The organism is Microvirga sp. GCM10011540, assembly GCF_042650665.1.
GTDB lineage: Bacteria > Pseudomonadota > Alphaproteobacteria > Rhizobiales > Beijerinckiaceae > Microvirga > Microvirga lenta.
Genome location: NZ_JBHSBQ010000025.1, coordinates 93,747 through 109,555 on the forward strand (window position 1 = coordinate 93,747; position 15,809 = coordinate 109,555).

Below are 15,809 nucleotides of genomic sequence, written 5' to 3' on the forward strand. Positions count from 1 at the left end.
CGTGTGAGAAGGGGAGTTGACGCATGGCGTCTCCGAAGACCGACGATTTTCGACTTGAGCAGGGTGAGGGAAGCATCATCGTGACCTTCACCCCGGATGGCCGCTCCTACACTTTTCCCGTGGAGGGGGATCAGCTCCTGGAGCCTGCAGTTTCGCCCGCGCAAACCAGCGCAAGCGACTATGCGGATGACGAGATCCGCAAGACGGCGTCCGAGCTGGCAAGGCTTGCGCTGAAGGGAGCGCCTTAATCCTGGGGGGAGGGATCTCTGATGAGAACCTACAAAGTGACAGGAATGACCTGCGGAGGCTGCGAGAAATCCGTCACCCAGGCCATCAAGAAGCAGCTCGGCGAGGATACGGCCGTGGAGGCCAACGCCAAGACAGGCGAGGTTCGCGTCGACGCCTCGGCGGATTCGCAGATGGTGATCTTCGCTATCGACGGCGCGGGCTACGGGGTGGAGGAGGTCCGCGACTAAGGGGGCGGAATGGGCGTCCGGAAGCCGGACCGTGGCCCAAGCCGGTACGATGCAACCCGCTCCCGGTTGGAAGCCAACTCCGGATCGGTCGGTGCTCTGCGGCTGCGGCGGCGCCGGGAGCGGGTCTACGACCGCAGCGCCGTGAGGCGCCCGAACGCGGATGTCGTCCCCGAGGTGGGGCAGAGCCCCAGGGTCGGACAACGCCGCGAGCTGGGTTGCGTGCCCGAGCCACCGCCGAGGTTGCCGCTGCCCTGAGCCGGAGCTGCCCACGCTCCACTTGTGATCCGGCGTCGCAACGGAAGCGGCTGTCCGACCCTGGAAACCCTTGGTGCAGACCTGCTCGGAAGTGTCGGGCTGCCGGCAACCGGCGGCCGGGCGATCCTGGCTCAACGCCTCCGCGCGCCCGGGTGGATCCGCCGTGTGCTCCCGCGCTGTCAACCAAACCACATGCAGGCTGAGCCTAGACCCGGACGACGCCTCACGCCATGAACAAAACCGCTTGACCTTGCCATCGTGGGAAGGTGCATGGTCTTCGCGTCGTTCAACACCAAGGAGACAACGATTATGTGCGGATGCTCAACTCATCAGCCCCAAGAGACGGCCGGTGTCATGCAGCAAGGGCCTGGGATCGTGACTGTGCGGGTCGAGGATATGACCTGCGGTCACTGCGCGGGTACCATCACGAAGGCCATCGAGAGCAGCCTCCAGGGAGCGCAGGTACAAGCGGATCCGGCTACGAAACTCGTCTCGGTTCGGGGCGCCGACCTGGCGACAGTCAAGGACCTCGTGGCCGCGGCGGGCTACACGCCGAGCGAAGCGCCGGCCAACGCCTGATCCAGCAGACGCGGTCCGACGGCTGGCGCGGCCGTCCGTCGGACCTGCACCTCGGCCGTAGCGAGGTTTTGGGGTTCTATACCCCCGTGGTCTCGTCTTGCTCATTAGCAAAGCTGGCCTCAACTGAAACGGATGGATGCTGCGAACATGAAAACCGTCCAAGCCAAGCAGTCCAAACAAGCGACTATCTACCGGATGGTGACGCCGGAACACACCTGTCCCTACGGCTTGAAGTCGGTCGACCTGCTCAAGCGGAAAGGCTATGCCGTCAATGATATTCTGCTGAAGAACCGCGCCGAGCAGGACGCGTTCAAGGCGGAGCACGACGTCAGAACGACCCCGCAAACCTTCATCGATGGCAAGCGGATCGGCGGCTGGGACGATCTGCGGCGCTTCTTTGGCCAAACCGTCCACGAAGCTAACGCCACTTCCTATCGGCCTGTGGTCGTCGTCTTCGGTGTCGCCGCACTGATGGCGCTCGCCACCAGTTGGGCAACCCTCGGGAATCTTGCCACGGTTCAAGCTGCGGAATGGTTCATTGCCTTCAGCATGTGTATCTTGGCACTATTAAAGCTCCAGGACGTGGAGAGCTTCTCGTCGATGTTTCTGGGCTACGATCTCTTGGCTCGGCGGTTTGTCCCTTATTCCTACGTTTACCCTTATGCGGAACTACTCGCGGGCGTCCTCATGACCGCCGGAGCGCTCAACTGGTTGTCAATCCCCGTCGCACTTTTCATAGGCAGCATAGGTGCCGTTTCGGTGTTCAAGGCGGTCTATATCGACAAGCGTGAAATCAAATGCGCATGCGTCGGCGGTGCAAGTAAGGTTCCGCTTGGCTTCGTGTCTCTAACCGAAAACCTCATGATGGTCATGATGGCGCTGTGGATGGCGGTGCGACACATGTAAGTCCCAGACGCATCGTGATGGCCAGTTGGATATCTCCGTCGCGGTACTGCAAGCTTCATTCTTGCCGTCATTGGCGACACTGTCCTAAGCGGACGAGATCTTGTATCTCAACAGTTGGCTACCGTAGAAAAAAGGATTGGGAAACCCGTCCCCGTGTGGGCATCAGCACAAGTTTGTCGCCGCTCCGTTCAATCGGTGACGCAGGCATCTTTAGGGGTTGTCCTGCATCACCTATTCTCTTCGATTAGATCCAACATGTTGGCATTCACGAGGCACTGGCAGCCTCGCACTTACTGAGCTCGTTCCAATTCCTGAACGAGGGATTTCATCTCGTCGATTTCTTTGCGTTGGGAGCTGATGATCTGTTCAGCAAGCGCCTTGACGCGCGGATCCGTGATGTTCGCCCGCTCACTGGTCAGGATTGCGATGGAGTGGTGCGGGATCATCGCCTTCATCCAGGCGACGTCCTCAACCGTGTCCTGGCTGCGCACAAGGTAGAGGGCTACAGCGAACACCGCCACGCTGCCGATGAAGATGGCAAGATTGGCCTTGGTGTTCGAGTACATGCCGAGCATGAAGGCTAGCATGATCACAGCCATAGTCGCACCCATGACCAGCGCCATCCAGGCTCTTGTCTCGCTGAAGAAGGCATGGTCGAAACTATACACGTTTAGGTACATCAGCCCGAACATCACGAGTGTGGATGTCATAATCATAGCGCCGAAACGTATGTATTTGGGCATTGTCCTGTCCTCCTCATCACCTATTCGTGTGGGCCTTTCAGCTGGTGGCCAGATGCTCCAATCCTTGTAGCGGAGCATCGCAGCCACCAGCTGCACAGAGCGGCGTAGCTATTTCGTAGAGCCGGTCGCCTCATTCTTGTTCTCGCTCTGGGCGTGTTTCTCAGCCCATGCGACCAGCTCCTTCAGGCTCTTCTCATTTTCCTCAATGGTCTTCTCCGCCAATTTCTTGGACTCGGCGTTGTCGGCACCCTTCAGGCCGGCTCGGGCCATGGCGATGGCGCCCTGATGGTGCGGGATCATGGAACAGACCCATGCTACATCCGGGTCCTTCGCCATCATGCCCGTCATCATCGGATTGTTCATGCCCATCATGGCCTCATGCAGGCCCTTCTGGGTCTCGTTCATCTGACCCATCATGCCCTGCATGCCGCTCTGCATGGTCTGGGACATGTTCCGCTGCATGTCTTGCATCTTCTGCATCGTGTCACCCTGGACGCTGGCCTGGGCCGCCGTGCGACACGCCGCCGGCAGTTCGATGGTCGTCTGCTGCGACTGACCCGACGTCGTGCCGCTCTGGCTCTGCTGTGCCATCGCGCCCGACGCGGCGATAGACGCGACGGCGCTCAGGACAAGAAGAATACGGGTGTTCATGATAGTTCTCCTTCAAGTTTTCACGGATGATAAGCCGCCATGCTGCGCCAACCGTGGCGTGGAGGCCCATCGCAGACAGGCGGCGTCGGCTGTGCCGACCCTTTGGTGGGTGCCGGGGGCAGATCCCGCCCCCGGCTGCTTCAGGGGAGATCCGGCTACAGCATGTAGTAGCCGGCCGGACTGGACGATGAGACGGTTTCATCCTGGAAGATCAGCAAGGACCCATTGTAGGTGATGGCGTCGTCGCTGATGAAACCGCCCTCCCTGGCATCGTCTGCATTGAACATGAAGTCATCCTGGGCCATTTGGTTCTTCGACAGACCGACCAGGAAGATCGAGCCGTCCGCGGCTGCGTCCGCGTCGGTGTTCCAGTTGACGAGGACGCCCGTTCCGCCGTCCCGCGTGGTATCCTCCACGGTGACCTGACCAGGAGCGATGTCACGGAACGCGATGTGGTCGAAGGCGCCCGGACCCGCATCGAAGCCGCCCACCACCACGTCGTTGCCGCTGTCGGGGGAGACGATGAAGGCATCGGCTCCGTCGCCACCGTCGAGGGTGTCATCGCCCATGCCGCCTTCCAGCATGTCGTGGCCGGCACCCGCCGCAAGGACGTCGTCGCCGGCCTCGCCCATGAGGGAGTCGGCCATTGCGCCGCCGAAGAGATGGTCGGCGCCGTCCTCGCCCTTCAGGTGGTCCATGCCGTCGCCGCCGACGAGGGTGTCGCCGCCCGTACCGCCGCGCAGGTCGTCGTCACCTCCCTTGCCGGAGAGCTGGTCGTCGCCGTCGAGCCCGACGAGGTAGTCGCGCTTCGCCGTGCCCAGCAGCGTGTCGTCCTGGGCGTCGCCGAACTCGATGTTGAAGTCGTCGAAGCGGAACCAGGCATCGGGGCGCTCGTCCGCCCCGAGGGACGGAGGGGTGAGCGCCTCACCCTCGTTCTTGATGAACTCCACCGCGGTGACCTGTTCGGCATCGGCGCTTGTCGGCTGGATGACCTTGCGGTCGGCGGCGAACATGAAGTCGTCCTGGGCCAGCTCGGTCTTCTTGACGCCTTCGAGCAGGACGGAGCCCGCGCCGTCGTTCCAGCTGATCAGGACGCCCTGCTCCGTGTCCTCGAAGTGCAGGTCCTCCGGCTCGATGTCGCGGATCGCCAGGTGATCAAGCATGCCGGGGCCGGCGTCGAAGTCCTTGATGACATCGTGGCCGCTGTCCGGGGAGATTACGAAGGCGTCGCCGCCGGAGCCTCCCACCAGGGTGTCGTCTCCTGTGCCGCCTTCCAGATCGCCGTGGCCGACCCCTTCGTCGAGGTAGTCGTCCCCGTCACCGCCCCGGAGGGCATCGGCTTCAAGGCCGCCGATCAAGCGGTCGTCCCCGCGGCCGCCGTCGAGGTGGTCCATTCCGGCTCCGCCCCGCAGGTTGTCATCACCTTTGCCGCCGAGCAGGTCGTCATCCATGCGGCCGCCGCGCAGCAAGTCGGAGCCGCCGCGCCCGAAGACGAGGTCCTGGAGCGCCGTTCCCCGATAAAGGTCCTGATGTCCCCGGCCGATGTACAGGTTCACATCGCCAAAGGTTTCAGAGGTTGCCCCGCGCGAGTGCGAGGGCTCGAAGGTGTGGTGTGCTTTTTTCGCCATCTGACATTATCCTGTGATGCCCGGGATGATCCGTAGGTCCGGGCTGAAGGGGTTGATTACGTTCAGCGGCCCCGTTCCCGGGCCCGCGCCATCGGCTTAAGCAGCCATTCGCCGGCAGCTCTCGGCGCACCGGCGGCAGGCGTCCACGCAGTCCTGCATGTCGCCGACCTCCTCGCAGGAGCGGGCGCACTCCTCGCAGATCTCAGCGCATTCGCGGCAGGTGTGCGTGTGGTGCGGCGAGTTCATCAGCATGAAATCGGCCGAAGTCCTGCAGATGGTCGCGCAGGCGATCATCAGCCGGAAATGGCCCGGCTCCACATGCTTGCCGCCCTGTTCCAGGCAGTGTGTCATCGCCATGCCGAAGCAGGCTTGGTAGCAGCGCAGGCATTCATCAATGCAGGACTGCATCGCAGGGGACATCTGGTGCATGTCTGTCTCCTTGGCTGGAGGCGTCCGTATGAATCACGGCAGGGCTGCGGGGACGCCGAAACGCTTGCCGAGCCGTTCGTGGGGATGGCACCTGGATGCGGAGCTGTTGTGCGACAGCCGGCGACCGGGTGTGGGCGCGGGGTCCCGCTGCGGAGGCAGGTGCGGGCGCGCGGGCTCAGGCGTGCTTGGGCGGACGGTCGAGGCCGGACGGAGCGCTGGACCCTGGCTCCCTGTCGCGGCTCATCCGCAGGGCCGCCGCGAGCCGGTCGGCCGGCGCGGTGCCGGCCGGGCAGGGGATGACCGCCGCGGTGCAGGCGGGGTGGCAGCAGCCCTGGCCCGCCGCATGGGCCTTGCCCGGCGTGGCGTGCTTGCTTGCCGCGGCGTGCTTGTCCCCGGCCTGAGGCTGCCCCATGTGCTGGTGCCCTCCGGAGGCGCTGAGGGTGTGCGGGGCAGAGGTGCCGGCCTGGGCTGCGCCGTGCCAAGCCGTGCCCACGAGCGCGATGGAAAGGATCGCGACCATGAGGCAGCTCAGCATGAGGCGGGGCAGGTGGGGCAAGGCACCATCCATTGCAGGGTTATGGTCCCAACGGCCCCACCGCCGACCGGTTCCGGTGCCGCCGCGCCTGTGCTTCACATTCGCCGTCGGCGCCACGGGTTTGGCGTGGTCCACGCTGTTGGGATCTCTCCCCTCATGGACGTCAGGCGCGCTGGGCAGCATGTTGGCCGTCCAAGGCGAGATTCCTGGCGCTGTTGGCCAGCGCGAGGTGGCTGAACGCCTGTGGGAAGTTGCCAACCTGCCGGCCGGCCCTGGGGTCGTACTCCTCCGCGAGCAGCCCGACGTCGTTGCGCAGGGCCAGGAGGCGCTCGAACATCCCGAGCGCCTCCTGGCGGCGCCCTTGCAGGACAAGGTTGTCCACCAGCCAGAAGCTGCAGGCCAGAAAGGCCCCCTCACCCGGCGGCAGGCCGTCCGCCGCTTCTGCCGTGTCGTAACGGAGAACGAAGGTGCCATCGATGAGGAGGCGCTGCTCGATGGCCCTGACCGTGCCCTGGATTCTGGGGTCGCCCGGCGGCAGGAAGCCCACCAGGGGGAGCAGCAGCAGGCTCGCGTCGAGGTGCCTGGACCCGTACGACTGCACGAAGCTGCCCAGCCCTGGGTCGAAGCCGTTGCGGCAGACCTCGTCATGGATCCGGCGCCGGAGCTGCCGCCACCGGTCAACGGGCCCCTCCAGCCCGAACTCCTCCGCGCTGCGGGTCATCCGGTCGAACGCCACCCAGGCCATCACCTTGGAGTGGGTGAAGTGCCGCTGCCCGCCGCGCACCTCCCAGATGCCCTCGTCCGGCTGGTCCCAGATGCCTTCGAGGTGGGCGGCCAGCTTGCGCTGCAGCGCCCAGCCGGCCCCCAGCGCCGGAAGCCCGCGGCGGCGGCCCTGGTACAGGGCGTCCATGAGCTCCCCGAACACATCGATCTGGCGCTGCCCGTAGGCGGCGTTGCCGATCCGGACCGGGCCCGAGGCCTCGTAGCCCGGAAGCCAGGACGCTTCCCACTCGTCGAGACGCCGCTCGCCGGCGATCCCGTACATGATCTGCATCTGCCGCGGGCTGCCCGCCACGGCGCGCAGGAGCCACTCCCGCCACGCCTCGGCCTCGTCGCTGTAGCCGGCCTCCATCAGCGACAGGAGCGTCAGGGTGGCGTCGCGCAGCCAGCAGAAGCGGTAGTCCCAGTTGCGGGGGCCGCCGAGCTGCTCCGGCAGGGATGTTGTGGGCGCCGCCACGATGCCGCCGGTAGGCCGGTAGGTCAGGGCCTTGAGCGTGATGTGCGACCGCAGTACGGCGTCGTGCCACGGGCCTGTGTGCTGGCACCGGCTTGACCACTCCTGCCAGAACGCCTCCGTGTCACGCAGGGCAGCCAGCGCGTCTATCGCCTTGGGAGGCGGAAGGTGGGAGAGGCCGTAGGAGAGGACGAAGGGGACTGTCTGCCCTTCCGAGACAGTGAACTCCGCGACGGTCCTGAGATCTTCGCCATGCACCGGCACCGGCGTGCGCAACACGACGAGGTCGGGACCAGCGACGGCTTGCAGCACGGTTTTGTCTTCCGTTCGCGTCACCCACGGCACGGCGGAGCCATAGTCGAACCGGAGCACCAGCTCGGTCCGCATCACCACCTGGCCGCAGCGCCCGAAGACGATCCGCACCAGGTCGGAGGCCGTGCCGCGGGGCGGCATGAAGTCGATCACCGTGGCGGCGCCGCCGGCCGTCTCGTAGTCGGTCTCCAGGACCAGCGTCCCGTCCCAATAACGCCGGGTCACGCGCGGCGCCGGGTCGGCCGGGGCGAGCAACCAGCGGCCGTGATCCGGGGCTCCGAGCAGGGCGGCGAAGCAGGCGCCCGAGTCGAAGCGAGGCCAGCACAGCCAATCGATGGAGCCGTTGCGCGCGACCAGCGCCGCTGTCTCGCAGTCGCCGATCAGCGCATAGTCCTCAATGCGGGATGGCATGGACGCTCCTCCTGGCTAGCCGTTGTCCCTGAAGCCGGGATAGAGGGTCATCCCGCCGTCGACGAAGAGAGTGGTGCCGACGACGTAGTCGGAGTCGTCAGAGGCCAACCACACGGCCGCCTTGGCGATGTCCTCCGGCTCGCCGACCCGGCCGTAGGGGATCAGGTCAAGCAGCTTGCGTTCCGCCTCAGGCGTTTCCCAGGCCTCGCGGTTGATCGGGGTCCGGATCGCCCCCGGCGCGATGCCGTTCACGCGGATGCCCATCTCGGCCACCTCCTGCGCGAGGCTTTTCATCATCAGCATCACGCCGCCTTTGGAGGCGGCGTAGTTAACATGGCCCGCCCAGGGGATGACCTCGTGCACGGACGACATGCAGATGATCTTGCCCGCGGCGCGGGAGACCGACGGGTCGCGGCCCTGCGCCAGGAACCGGCGCACCGCCTCCCGGGCGCATAGGAACTGCCCCGTGAGGTTGACGTCGATGACCCGCCGCCACTGGTCCAGCGTCATCCCGGCAAAGGCGGCATCCTGCTGGATGCCGGAGTTCGCGACCAGGATGTCGACGCGCCCGAAGGTCGTGCCGAACGCACGGAACATCGCGCGGACCTCGTCCTCGTTCGATACGTCGGCCTTGAGAGCCACCGCCTCGCCGCCCGTCGAGCGGATGGCTTCGACGATCCGTTCGGCCTCGTCGGGGTGGGAGCGGTAGTTGACGCCGACGGCCGCTCCGGCGGCGCCGAACGCCTGGGCAATGCCGGCGCCGATGCCGGAGCTGGCGCCGGTGACGAGGGCCTTCTGGCCGCGCAGCGGCGGATGAACGTGGACGGGCATAGGGCTCTCCTCAGATGATGTAGCGGTCCCAACTGGCGTAGTGTTCGTCCGTGCGCCGGCCCCGAGGCAGGCTCAGGCCCACGAGCGCCAGACCCAGGACCATGCTGACAGCGGTGGCCGTTCCCGTCGCGCCATCGAGCATCCATGGCGCCACGACAAGCCAGGCGCCGAACAGGACGTTGAAGAAGCGCAGCGGGCGCGCAACCTCCGCGGTCGCGATGATGGCCACCGTGATGGTGAGCGCCCCGACGACGTGGTCGCTGTTCGCCATTGCCCCAGAGCTGCCGAGCAGAGGCCGGGTCAGCATCAGAACGGCGCCGATCAGGATCGTGAGCCCGAGCGTCCACGGCAGGGTGATGCCGCGCGTCGTGTCAGTCCAGAACCTGGCCGGGCTGGACAGGTTGTCGGACCGGTCCTCCCGGCCGCCATCCACGGCGTCGCCGCGGAAGAAGGTGCGCAGCAGCGGCTTGCCCTGCCGGTGCGCCCAGTAGAGGAACTGCCCCATCGCGATCACCTCGTCGAGGGCGAACGGGATCATGACCAGCATCGCCAATGCGGCGATGAGCGCCGGCGTGCTCCAGGTTCCGATCATGATCGGCTGGATGATGATGAAGTAGACGCTCACCACCCCGAGCGGGATCACCAGGATGCCGAAGAAGGTCACCATCCACGGCATGGTGCGCCAGCGGTCGCGGGTGCCCATCACCGCCATCAGGATCTCCAACACATAGCTCACCGCGCCCAGCCCCGCGTCCGGGATTGGCCAAGCCCGGGAGATGTCCGAGGTGATGATTTCTTCCGTGCCGTTGCGCGGATCGGCGGGGTTGCCCAGGAAGAACGGCTCCCAGGCATAATCCACGTGCCCGAGCTGGTAGGCCGTGAGCATGCGCGAGATCAGGAGGCCGATGAGCCCCATGGCGGCGATGGGCAGCCGCTGCGCCCCAGTGGAGGGGCAGTAGGTCCATCCCGGCGGCACGACCTTCGGGTCCATCATGCCGGCCATGCTCATGCCCGGCATCATCGGCACGAGCACCGCGAACACGATCACCAGGGATCCAACCAAGAGATCGTTCTGAAACTGGGCCGCACTCGGGCTCCAGAACAGCAGCGGCGCGAACAGCAGCCAGATCCCGATGAAGGCATTGGCCCATTGCGCGAACCAGGCCGTGCGCCTTGACAGCGACAGCGCGCCGAACACCGCGATCAGCAGGCCGCTGACGACGTCGCTCGCCATCAGGACGCCGGCCCGCCACTCGACCGACGGCAGCCCGCGCTCGGCCGTGACCGCCCGCACGGCCGCGCCCACCGACTCGCTCGTCACCGCGTCGTAGACGAGGGGGCTCGCCGCGAGCCACAGGCCCAGGCCCATGTTGGCGAAGTGGGCCCAGCGCGTGCGGCCGGCGTCCTCCTCCATCATCGCCATGTGGTCGTGTCCCCCGGAAGCCGGCATCCCGCCATGGCCCGCGTGGGGCTCCTTCGCCGCCGCAGGCTCCGGGGCCGGAGCCTTGCCGTGCCCCATGGCGGCGTGATCATGCGCCGCATGGGCCTTCGCCGGCCCGGGGGGCTGCGGCCCGGTTCCATGCTCCGTCGGTAGTGCCTGCGACGGGCGCTGGCCGTACCAGGCGACGAGTGCCGGATTGAGCTTGTTCGTCTTGTACCAGCCGGTGGGGTCGCGCTTAAGCGCCGTGACCATCTTCGGCAGCGTGTTCCGCAGGGAGTGCTTCGGCTCCCATCCGAGAAGCCGGCGCACCCGCGTGATGTCGAGCACGTAATGGTTGCTCGACTGCTCGACCATCCAGGGCTTGATGAACTCGTCGCTGCCCAGCACCTCGCTCTGGACCCATGTGCCCGCCGCCGCCAGCGACTTCGGGATCCGGACCGTCGTCCAGTCCTCGCCGTGCATCGCCTCGCCAATGATGTTCTGCACCTCGGCGTAGCCGAGCGCCTCCGCCTCACCGACGAGGAGGGGCAGCTCCGGGGGAAGATCCCGCCGGCGGTCGACGAGGCGGGCAAAGGCGTCGGCGAGGTCGTCGATGTGGACGAACGATTGTCCCGCGCAGAGCATGCCGGGGTAGAAGTGGGCGATGAGCCGGTGCTCGTAGATGCGCGCCACCTGCTCGGCGATGAAGGGCGAGTGGCCGACATCGTCGTAAACGCCCGCGATGCGCAGGAAGACGACCGGAATACCGCCGTGGCGCTCCCGCAGCATGGCTTCCGTGCGCACCTTCGACTCGGGGTAAGCCCAGGACGGCTCGATGGGTGAGCCTTCGTTGATCGTCTCGTCCGGACGGTCGGTCGGCTTGTGGACCAGCATGGTGCTGGCGAACACAAACTGCTCGACCTCGAACGCCTGGAACCCGTCGATCAGACGGCGGGTGCCCTGCACCGTGACCTTGTCGTAGAGCGGGTTCGGCTCGCCCGAGACGTCGTAATAGGCGGCCAGATGCACGACCGATGCGATGCGGCTGCCGAAGCGGCGCCGGATCTCGTCAAGTGCGGCCGCGATCTTCTCGTCGGAGCCCAGGTCGAAGTCGACGGCATGGGCCGGGGCGGGCGGATCCGGCGGACCGGCCCGGTCGAGGGCGACCACGGTGTAGCGATCCGCCAATCGCTTGATGAGGGCACGGCCAATGAAGCCGGTCGCGCCGGTCAGAACTACGATGTCCTTGTTCTCGGGCATGGGTCACTCTCCATTCAGCGTGTCAGTGGGACTGCGGCCAGCGGCTACCCGGCCCGACCCCTCAGGGTCCATGCCGCCTGTGCCTGCTGGCTCGACCTGTGGCGTCCGCCCCGGTGCATCCGCGGATGCCAGGCGCGTCTCATGCGGGGCGATCTCAGCCCATTCGTGATCCATGTACCGGGCCAGCCCCCAAATCTCCTGGTTCCACAGCCGCCGATGCGCCACATATTCGTCAGCACCCGCCTCTGGGCTGCCCGAAGCGACGGTGCCCTCCTCCTGAAGGCGCCGGACCGCCGCGGCGAAACGTGCACGCCAGCGATGCTCGTCGCCCGCAGCCTGCGATCCCCTGTCCCGGCGGTTCTGCCGGGACCCTTCCCGAGGCACGAAGCCCTGAGTGCCGGCGAGAAGCTGCAGGCCGCTGCCCCAGAGCGCCTGGATGGATGCGGAGCGGACGAATGACCGGTGATGCTTCGGGTCCAAGGCACTCCGCGCCAGACTGGCGGCGTCCAGCACCACAAGAGCAACCCGCGCCATGGCGAAAGCCGGCTCCCGCCGGCGGAAATAGTGAAGGACAGGATAGGAGTGGTGGGCTTCAAGGAGCGACAGCACCTCGGTGGCGATGGTCGTCACCTCCGGGCGCGCCGGACCGAAGTCCCCGCCGGCTCCAAGGCGCGCGAGCAGCTCCGCCGCGTCGCCGCTGCCGCCGGACATCTGATCCAGCAACAGGGCCAGTGTGTTGCGCCGGATCAGGGCGCTGTAGACGGACATAAAATAAGTCAGCGTGAGCGTGAAGACGGAGAAGCCGATGCCGGCCTCAAGAACGGCGAGGATGCGGTAGAAACTGGTCTTGGGCACCAAGTCGCCGACCCCCAGGGTGGTGAGGTTGAAACCGCTGTAGTAGAGCGCAGCCCAGAAGTCGGTGGGAGTCGGGCCTTGGCTCGCCTGGATGCCGGTTCCAAGCCCGGGCCACGCTATCAGGGCGAAGCCAGCCGCCAGAAGGAAGGCCCACGTCAGCACCATCGCCACCAGCAGCGTGGGGCCGGTCAACGACAATAGCCAGCCCCTGTGCTCATGGCGCAGGAGCCCCGCCGCGCGCCGGAACAGCTGCCACAATCCGCTGCTGAGGGAGGGGCTGATGAGGCCAACCCCGCCGCGGGCATAAAGCACCGTCAGGAATACGTCGGCCATGGCACCCAGTACCAAGCTGGCGCCGAGAAGCGGCAGAAGCCAACTGCTCATGAACATCCTTCCGGCCCCTGGTGAGGAGCAGAACCGCCAAAGCCGGATCTTTCCGGTTCAGCCGCTGGGGTGGAGTTCCCCGGCCGTGCCGTGCACCAAGCCGGGTGTGGGCGCGGGGTCCCGCTGCGGAGGCAGGTGCGGGCGCGCGGGCTCAGGCGTGCTTGGGCGGACGGTCGAGGCCGGACGGGGCGCTGGACCCTGGCTCCCTGTCGCGGCTCATCCGCAGGGCCGCCGCGAGCCGGTCGGCCGGCGCGGTGCCGGCCGGGCAGGGGATGACCGCCGCGGTGCAGGCGGGGTGGCAGCAGCCCTGGCCCGCCGCATGGGCCTTGCCCGGCGTGGCGTGCTTGCTTGCCGCGGCGTGCTTGTCCCCGGCCTGAGGCTGCCCCATGTGCTGGTGCCCTTCGGAGGCGCTGAGGGTGTGCGGGGCAGAGGTGCCGGCCTGGGCTGCGCCGTGCCAAGCCGTGCCCACGAGCGCGATGGAAAGGATCGCGACCATGAGGCAGCTCAGCATGAGGCGGGGCAGGCGGGGCAAGGCACCATCCATTGCAGGGTTATGGGCCCAACGGCCCCACCGCCGACCGGTTCCAGGGCCTGGCCCATGGGGCCTCCTGCGACCGGCCCGGCCGAAAGTGGAGGGCATTTGATCCAGCGCAATGTCGGACCGTTGGAGAGCCGATAATGTCTTAGAGGTAGGAGAAATGCGTTGAGCGCTGTATGGAACCACTTACGCCGGTTTGTCGCGAGCCTCGTGCTCGTGGCCATGGCCTCGTTCGTGCTGCACGGCGGGGCGATGGCGGCACTGCAGGCCCATGACGGAGGCCCCGCCCGCGGCGCGCATGCAACCCACACGAAGGACGCCGACCGGCCGCACCCGGAGTGCGCAGACCGCGTGGTCACCGCCGTGGCGCCCGATGGCTGCGTTCACGGCGCCGGCGGCCCCGATCACGATGGCAGCGAAGGCCCCCACAGCCCCCATTGCGGCATGGTCTGCGGCCTTGCCCTGCCGTCCGGCAGCCTTGGGCCTGTCCCGGTCCCGGCGACGGCCGCCGTCTGCCTCCCCCTGGAGAGCCAACGCGGCTCCGGCATCGATCCGAACGGGCTGAAGCGCCCGCCGCGAACCCCCTGCATCGCCTGACGGAGCGACCGGTCTGGGCCGTGTCGCTCGCGACGACATGCTCACGACCGGAGTTCTTCCAATGCTTATCCATTCCGCAGGCGCCCTGCCGCGCCTCCAGGCCCTCCTGTGTGGCCTGGGCTTCCTGACCTCCCTCGCACTGGCCCCGGCGGCCTCAGCCCATGGGGGGCACGACCATGGCGCCCCGCCAACGGCCGTGACCACCTCCAACCCGCGCGTGACCGCCCAATCGGGTGCCTACGAGCTTGTCGGCGTCCTGCGCGGCGAACGCCTCGGGCTGTACCTCGACCGGTTCGGCAGCAACGAGCCCGTGACCGATGCCAGGATCACCGTCAGCATCGGCGGCCGGGACGTCGACGCGGCGCCGGCGCCGGACGGCACCTATGCGGTGGCCGCCCCGGAATTCACCGGCGAGGGAGCGCTTGAGCTGGTGTTCGCGGTGACCGCATCCAGTGGGGACGACCTGCTGATCGGAACACTCCCGCTGCCGGGCGGGCCCGCCACGGCCGGGCCGGCTGCCCCGCAGGCCCCTCGGATCATGTCGGGCCTGCATGTGGGCGGGATCGAGATCGGCCAGGCGTACGCCGCGGCCGGCGCCCTCGGGCTCGCATTCCTGATGGGCATTGCGATCCAGGGACGCCGCCGCCTGGTTCCAGCGACCAGCCTGGCCATTATCGCCGTCCTGGCGACCACCGCGTACGCCTACAGCCACGAAGGGGAGGATCATGGTGACGGGGCCGTGAAGGCCGCCCTGCCCGCAGGCGACACGCCGCGGCGCCTACCGGACGGAACCGTATTCGTGCCCAAGCCGAGCCAGCGCCTGCTGAATGTGCGGACCAGCATCTCCGCCCCGGAGGAGGCGCAGAAGGCGCTCACCCTGATTGGCCGCGTGATCGCGGACCCGAACCGCAGCGGCCTGGTCCAGAGCATCAACGGGGGACGGGTCACGGCGCCGGAGGGCGGGCTGCCGCGCCTCGGGCAGACGGTGAAGAAGGGCGATGTGCTCGCGCTTGTCGAGCAGGCCGTGGGGCAGGCGGATCGCACCACCCTGTCCGAGCGCATCGGCGAGATCGAGCAGGAGATCGCGGTCGCCGAGACGAAGCTCAAGCGCGTGCGCCAGCTCTCGGACCGTGGCGTCGCGCCGCCGAGCCAGGTCACGGACGCGGAGATCGAGCTGGAGGGCCTGCGCCGCCGGCGTGACATCGTGCGCCAGACCCGGATCGAGCCCGAGGTTCTGCGCGCGCCCATCGACGGCTCCATCGCCGCAGCCCGCGTCGTCGCCGGCCAGGTGGTCGGCTCCCAAGACGTGGTCTTTCAGATCGTTGATCCAAAGGGGCTGTGGGTCGAGGCCTTCGTCTACGGCGAGATCGATCCCGCCAAGGTCTCCGGCGCCAGCGCCACGACCGCCGACGGCACGCCGCTGACTTTGGCCTTCCGGGGCTTCAGCAAGGCCCTGCAGCAGCAGGCCACCGTCGTGCAGTTCGCGGTCGACAATCCGCCGGCCCTCCTCAGCGTGGGACAGCCCGTGACGGTTGTCGCGAAAAGCGGGGCCCCGGTCAGCGGCATCATCCTGCCGCGCGAGGCGGTGGTGCGCGGCAGCAACGGCGAGGCGGTCGTGTGGCGCCACACGGATCCCGAGCGCTTCGAGGTGCGGCCGGTGCGGACCGAACCTTTCGACGCCACCCGGCTCGTCATCCGGGCCGGGCTCAGTGAGGGCGAGCGGATCGTGACCCGCGGCTCCGAACTCATCAACCAGATCCGGTGA

Annotated in this window: 16 protein-coding genes; 6 read left to right on the plus strand and 10 right to left on the minus strand. The window is 67.2% G+C overall.

The features are described from left to right. Positions 1-23: 23 nt before the first annotated feature. The 4 genes from ACFOYU_RS10185 to ACFOYU_RS10200 all read left to right on the plus strand — a co-directional run bounded on the left by ACFOYU_RS10185 (position 24) and on the right by ACFOYU_RS10200 (position 2,216). On the plus strand, positions 24-248 hold the full coding sequence (locus tag ACFOYU_RS10185; protein WP_377033419.1) for a hypothetical protein: 225 nt from the start codon (positions 24-26) through the stop codon (positions 246-248). Positions 249-269: 21 nt separating this feature from the next. Beyond that, positions 270-476 (plus strand): heavy-metal-associated domain-containing protein, encoded by a 207-nt coding sequence (locus tag ACFOYU_RS10190; protein ID WP_377033420.1) that lies wholly within the window; start codon positions 270-272, stop codon positions 474-476. 609 nt (positions 477-1,085) lie between these two features. Beyond that, on the plus strand, positions 1,086-1,310 hold the full coding sequence (locus ACFOYU_RS10195; protein ID WP_377033421.1) for a heavy-metal-associated domain-containing protein: 225 nt from the start codon (positions 1,086-1,088) through the stop codon (positions 1,308-1,310). A gap of 147 nt (positions 1,311-1,457) precedes the next feature. After that, positions 1,458-2,216, plus strand: coding sequence for a MauE/DoxX family redox-associated membrane protein (locus tag ACFOYU_RS10200; protein WP_377033422.1), 759 nt, complete (start codon positions 1,458-1,460; stop codon positions 2,214-2,216). 290 nt (positions 2,217-2,506) lie between these two features. On the opposite strand, the gene ACFOYU_RS10205 is transcribed toward ACFOYU_RS10200, so the two are convergent. The 10 genes from ACFOYU_RS10205 to ACFOYU_RS10250 all read right to left on the minus strand — a co-directional run bounded on the left by ACFOYU_RS10205 (position 2,507) and on the right by ACFOYU_RS10250 (position 13,441). Continuing rightward, positions 2,507-2,959: a DUF305 domain-containing protein gene (locus ACFOYU_RS10205; RefSeq protein WP_377033423.1), complete on the minus strand. Its 453-nt coding sequence runs from the start codon at positions 2,957-2,959 to the stop codon at positions 2,507-2,509. A 108-nt stretch (positions 2,960-3,067) separates the two neighbouring features. After that, complete coding sequence (locus tag ACFOYU_RS10210) at positions 3,068-3,610, minus strand: DUF305 domain-containing protein (RefSeq protein WP_377033424.1); 543 nt, start codon at positions 3,608-3,610, stop codon at positions 3,068-3,070. A gap of 155 nt (positions 3,611-3,765) precedes the next feature. Beyond that, a complete protein-coding gene (locus ACFOYU_RS10215) occupies positions 3,766-5,238 on the minus strand; it encodes a calcium-binding protein (RefSeq protein ID WP_377033425.1) in 1,473 nt (490 codons plus the stop codon). Between the two features lie 96 nt (positions 5,239-5,334). Continuing rightward, a complete protein-coding gene (locus ACFOYU_RS10220; RefSeq protein ID WP_377033426.1) occupies positions 5,335-5,667 on the minus strand; it encodes a four-helix bundle copper-binding protein in 333 nt (110 codons plus the stop codon). A gap of 175 nt (positions 5,668-5,842) precedes the next feature. Next, positions 5,843-6,223, minus strand: a complete 381-nt coding sequence (locus ACFOYU_RS10225; RefSeq protein ID WP_377033427.1) for a hypothetical protein — start codon at positions 6,221-6,223, stop codon at positions 5,843-5,845. 142 nt (positions 6,224-6,365) lie between these two features. Next, positions 6,366-8,159: a glycoside hydrolase family 15 protein gene (locus ACFOYU_RS10230; protein WP_377033428.1), complete on the minus strand. Its 1,794-nt coding sequence runs from the start codon at positions 8,157-8,159 to the stop codon at positions 6,366-6,368. 15 nt (positions 8,160-8,174) lie between these two features. Beyond that, positions 8,175-8,990: an SDR family oxidoreductase gene (locus ACFOYU_RS10235; protein ID WP_377033429.1), complete on the minus strand. Its 816-nt coding sequence runs from the start codon at positions 8,988-8,990 to the stop codon at positions 8,175-8,177. Between the two features lie 10 nt (positions 8,991-9,000). Continuing rightward, positions 9,001-11,670 carry an NAD-dependent epimerase/dehydratase family protein gene (locus ACFOYU_RS10240; RefSeq protein WP_377033430.1) on the minus strand — a complete coding sequence of 890 codons (2,670 nt, stop codon included), beginning with the start codon at positions 11,668-11,670 and terminating at the stop codon, positions 9,001-9,003. A 3-nt stretch (positions 11,671-11,673) separates the two neighbouring features. Then, positions 11,674-12,909 (minus strand): potassium channel family protein, encoded by a 1,236-nt coding sequence (locus ACFOYU_RS10245; protein ID WP_377033431.1) that lies wholly within the window; start codon positions 12,907-12,909, stop codon positions 11,674-11,676. A gap of 151 nt (positions 12,910-13,060) precedes the next feature. Beyond that, the gene (locus ACFOYU_RS10250) at positions 13,061-13,441 is read right to left on the minus strand and encodes a hypothetical protein (protein WP_377033432.1); all 381 of its coding nucleotides are present in this window, start codon (positions 13,439-13,441) and stop codon (positions 13,061-13,063) included. Between the two features lie 171 nt (positions 13,442-13,612). Here ACFOYU_RS10250 and ACFOYU_RS10255 point away from each other — a divergent pair, with 171 nt between their 5' ends. Together ACFOYU_RS10255 and ACFOYU_RS10260 are read left to right on the plus strand one after the other, a co-directional pair. Then, entirely contained in the window at positions 13,613-14,044 is a 432-nt protein-coding gene (locus tag ACFOYU_RS10255) for a hypothetical protein (protein WP_377033433.1), read from the plus strand. Positions 14,045-14,105: 61 nt separating this feature from the next. Further along, positions 14,106-15,809 carry an efflux RND transporter periplasmic adaptor subunit gene (locus tag ACFOYU_RS10260; protein WP_377033434.1) on the plus strand — a complete coding sequence of 568 codons (1,704 nt, stop codon included), beginning with the start codon at positions 14,106-14,108 and terminating at the stop codon, positions 15,807-15,809.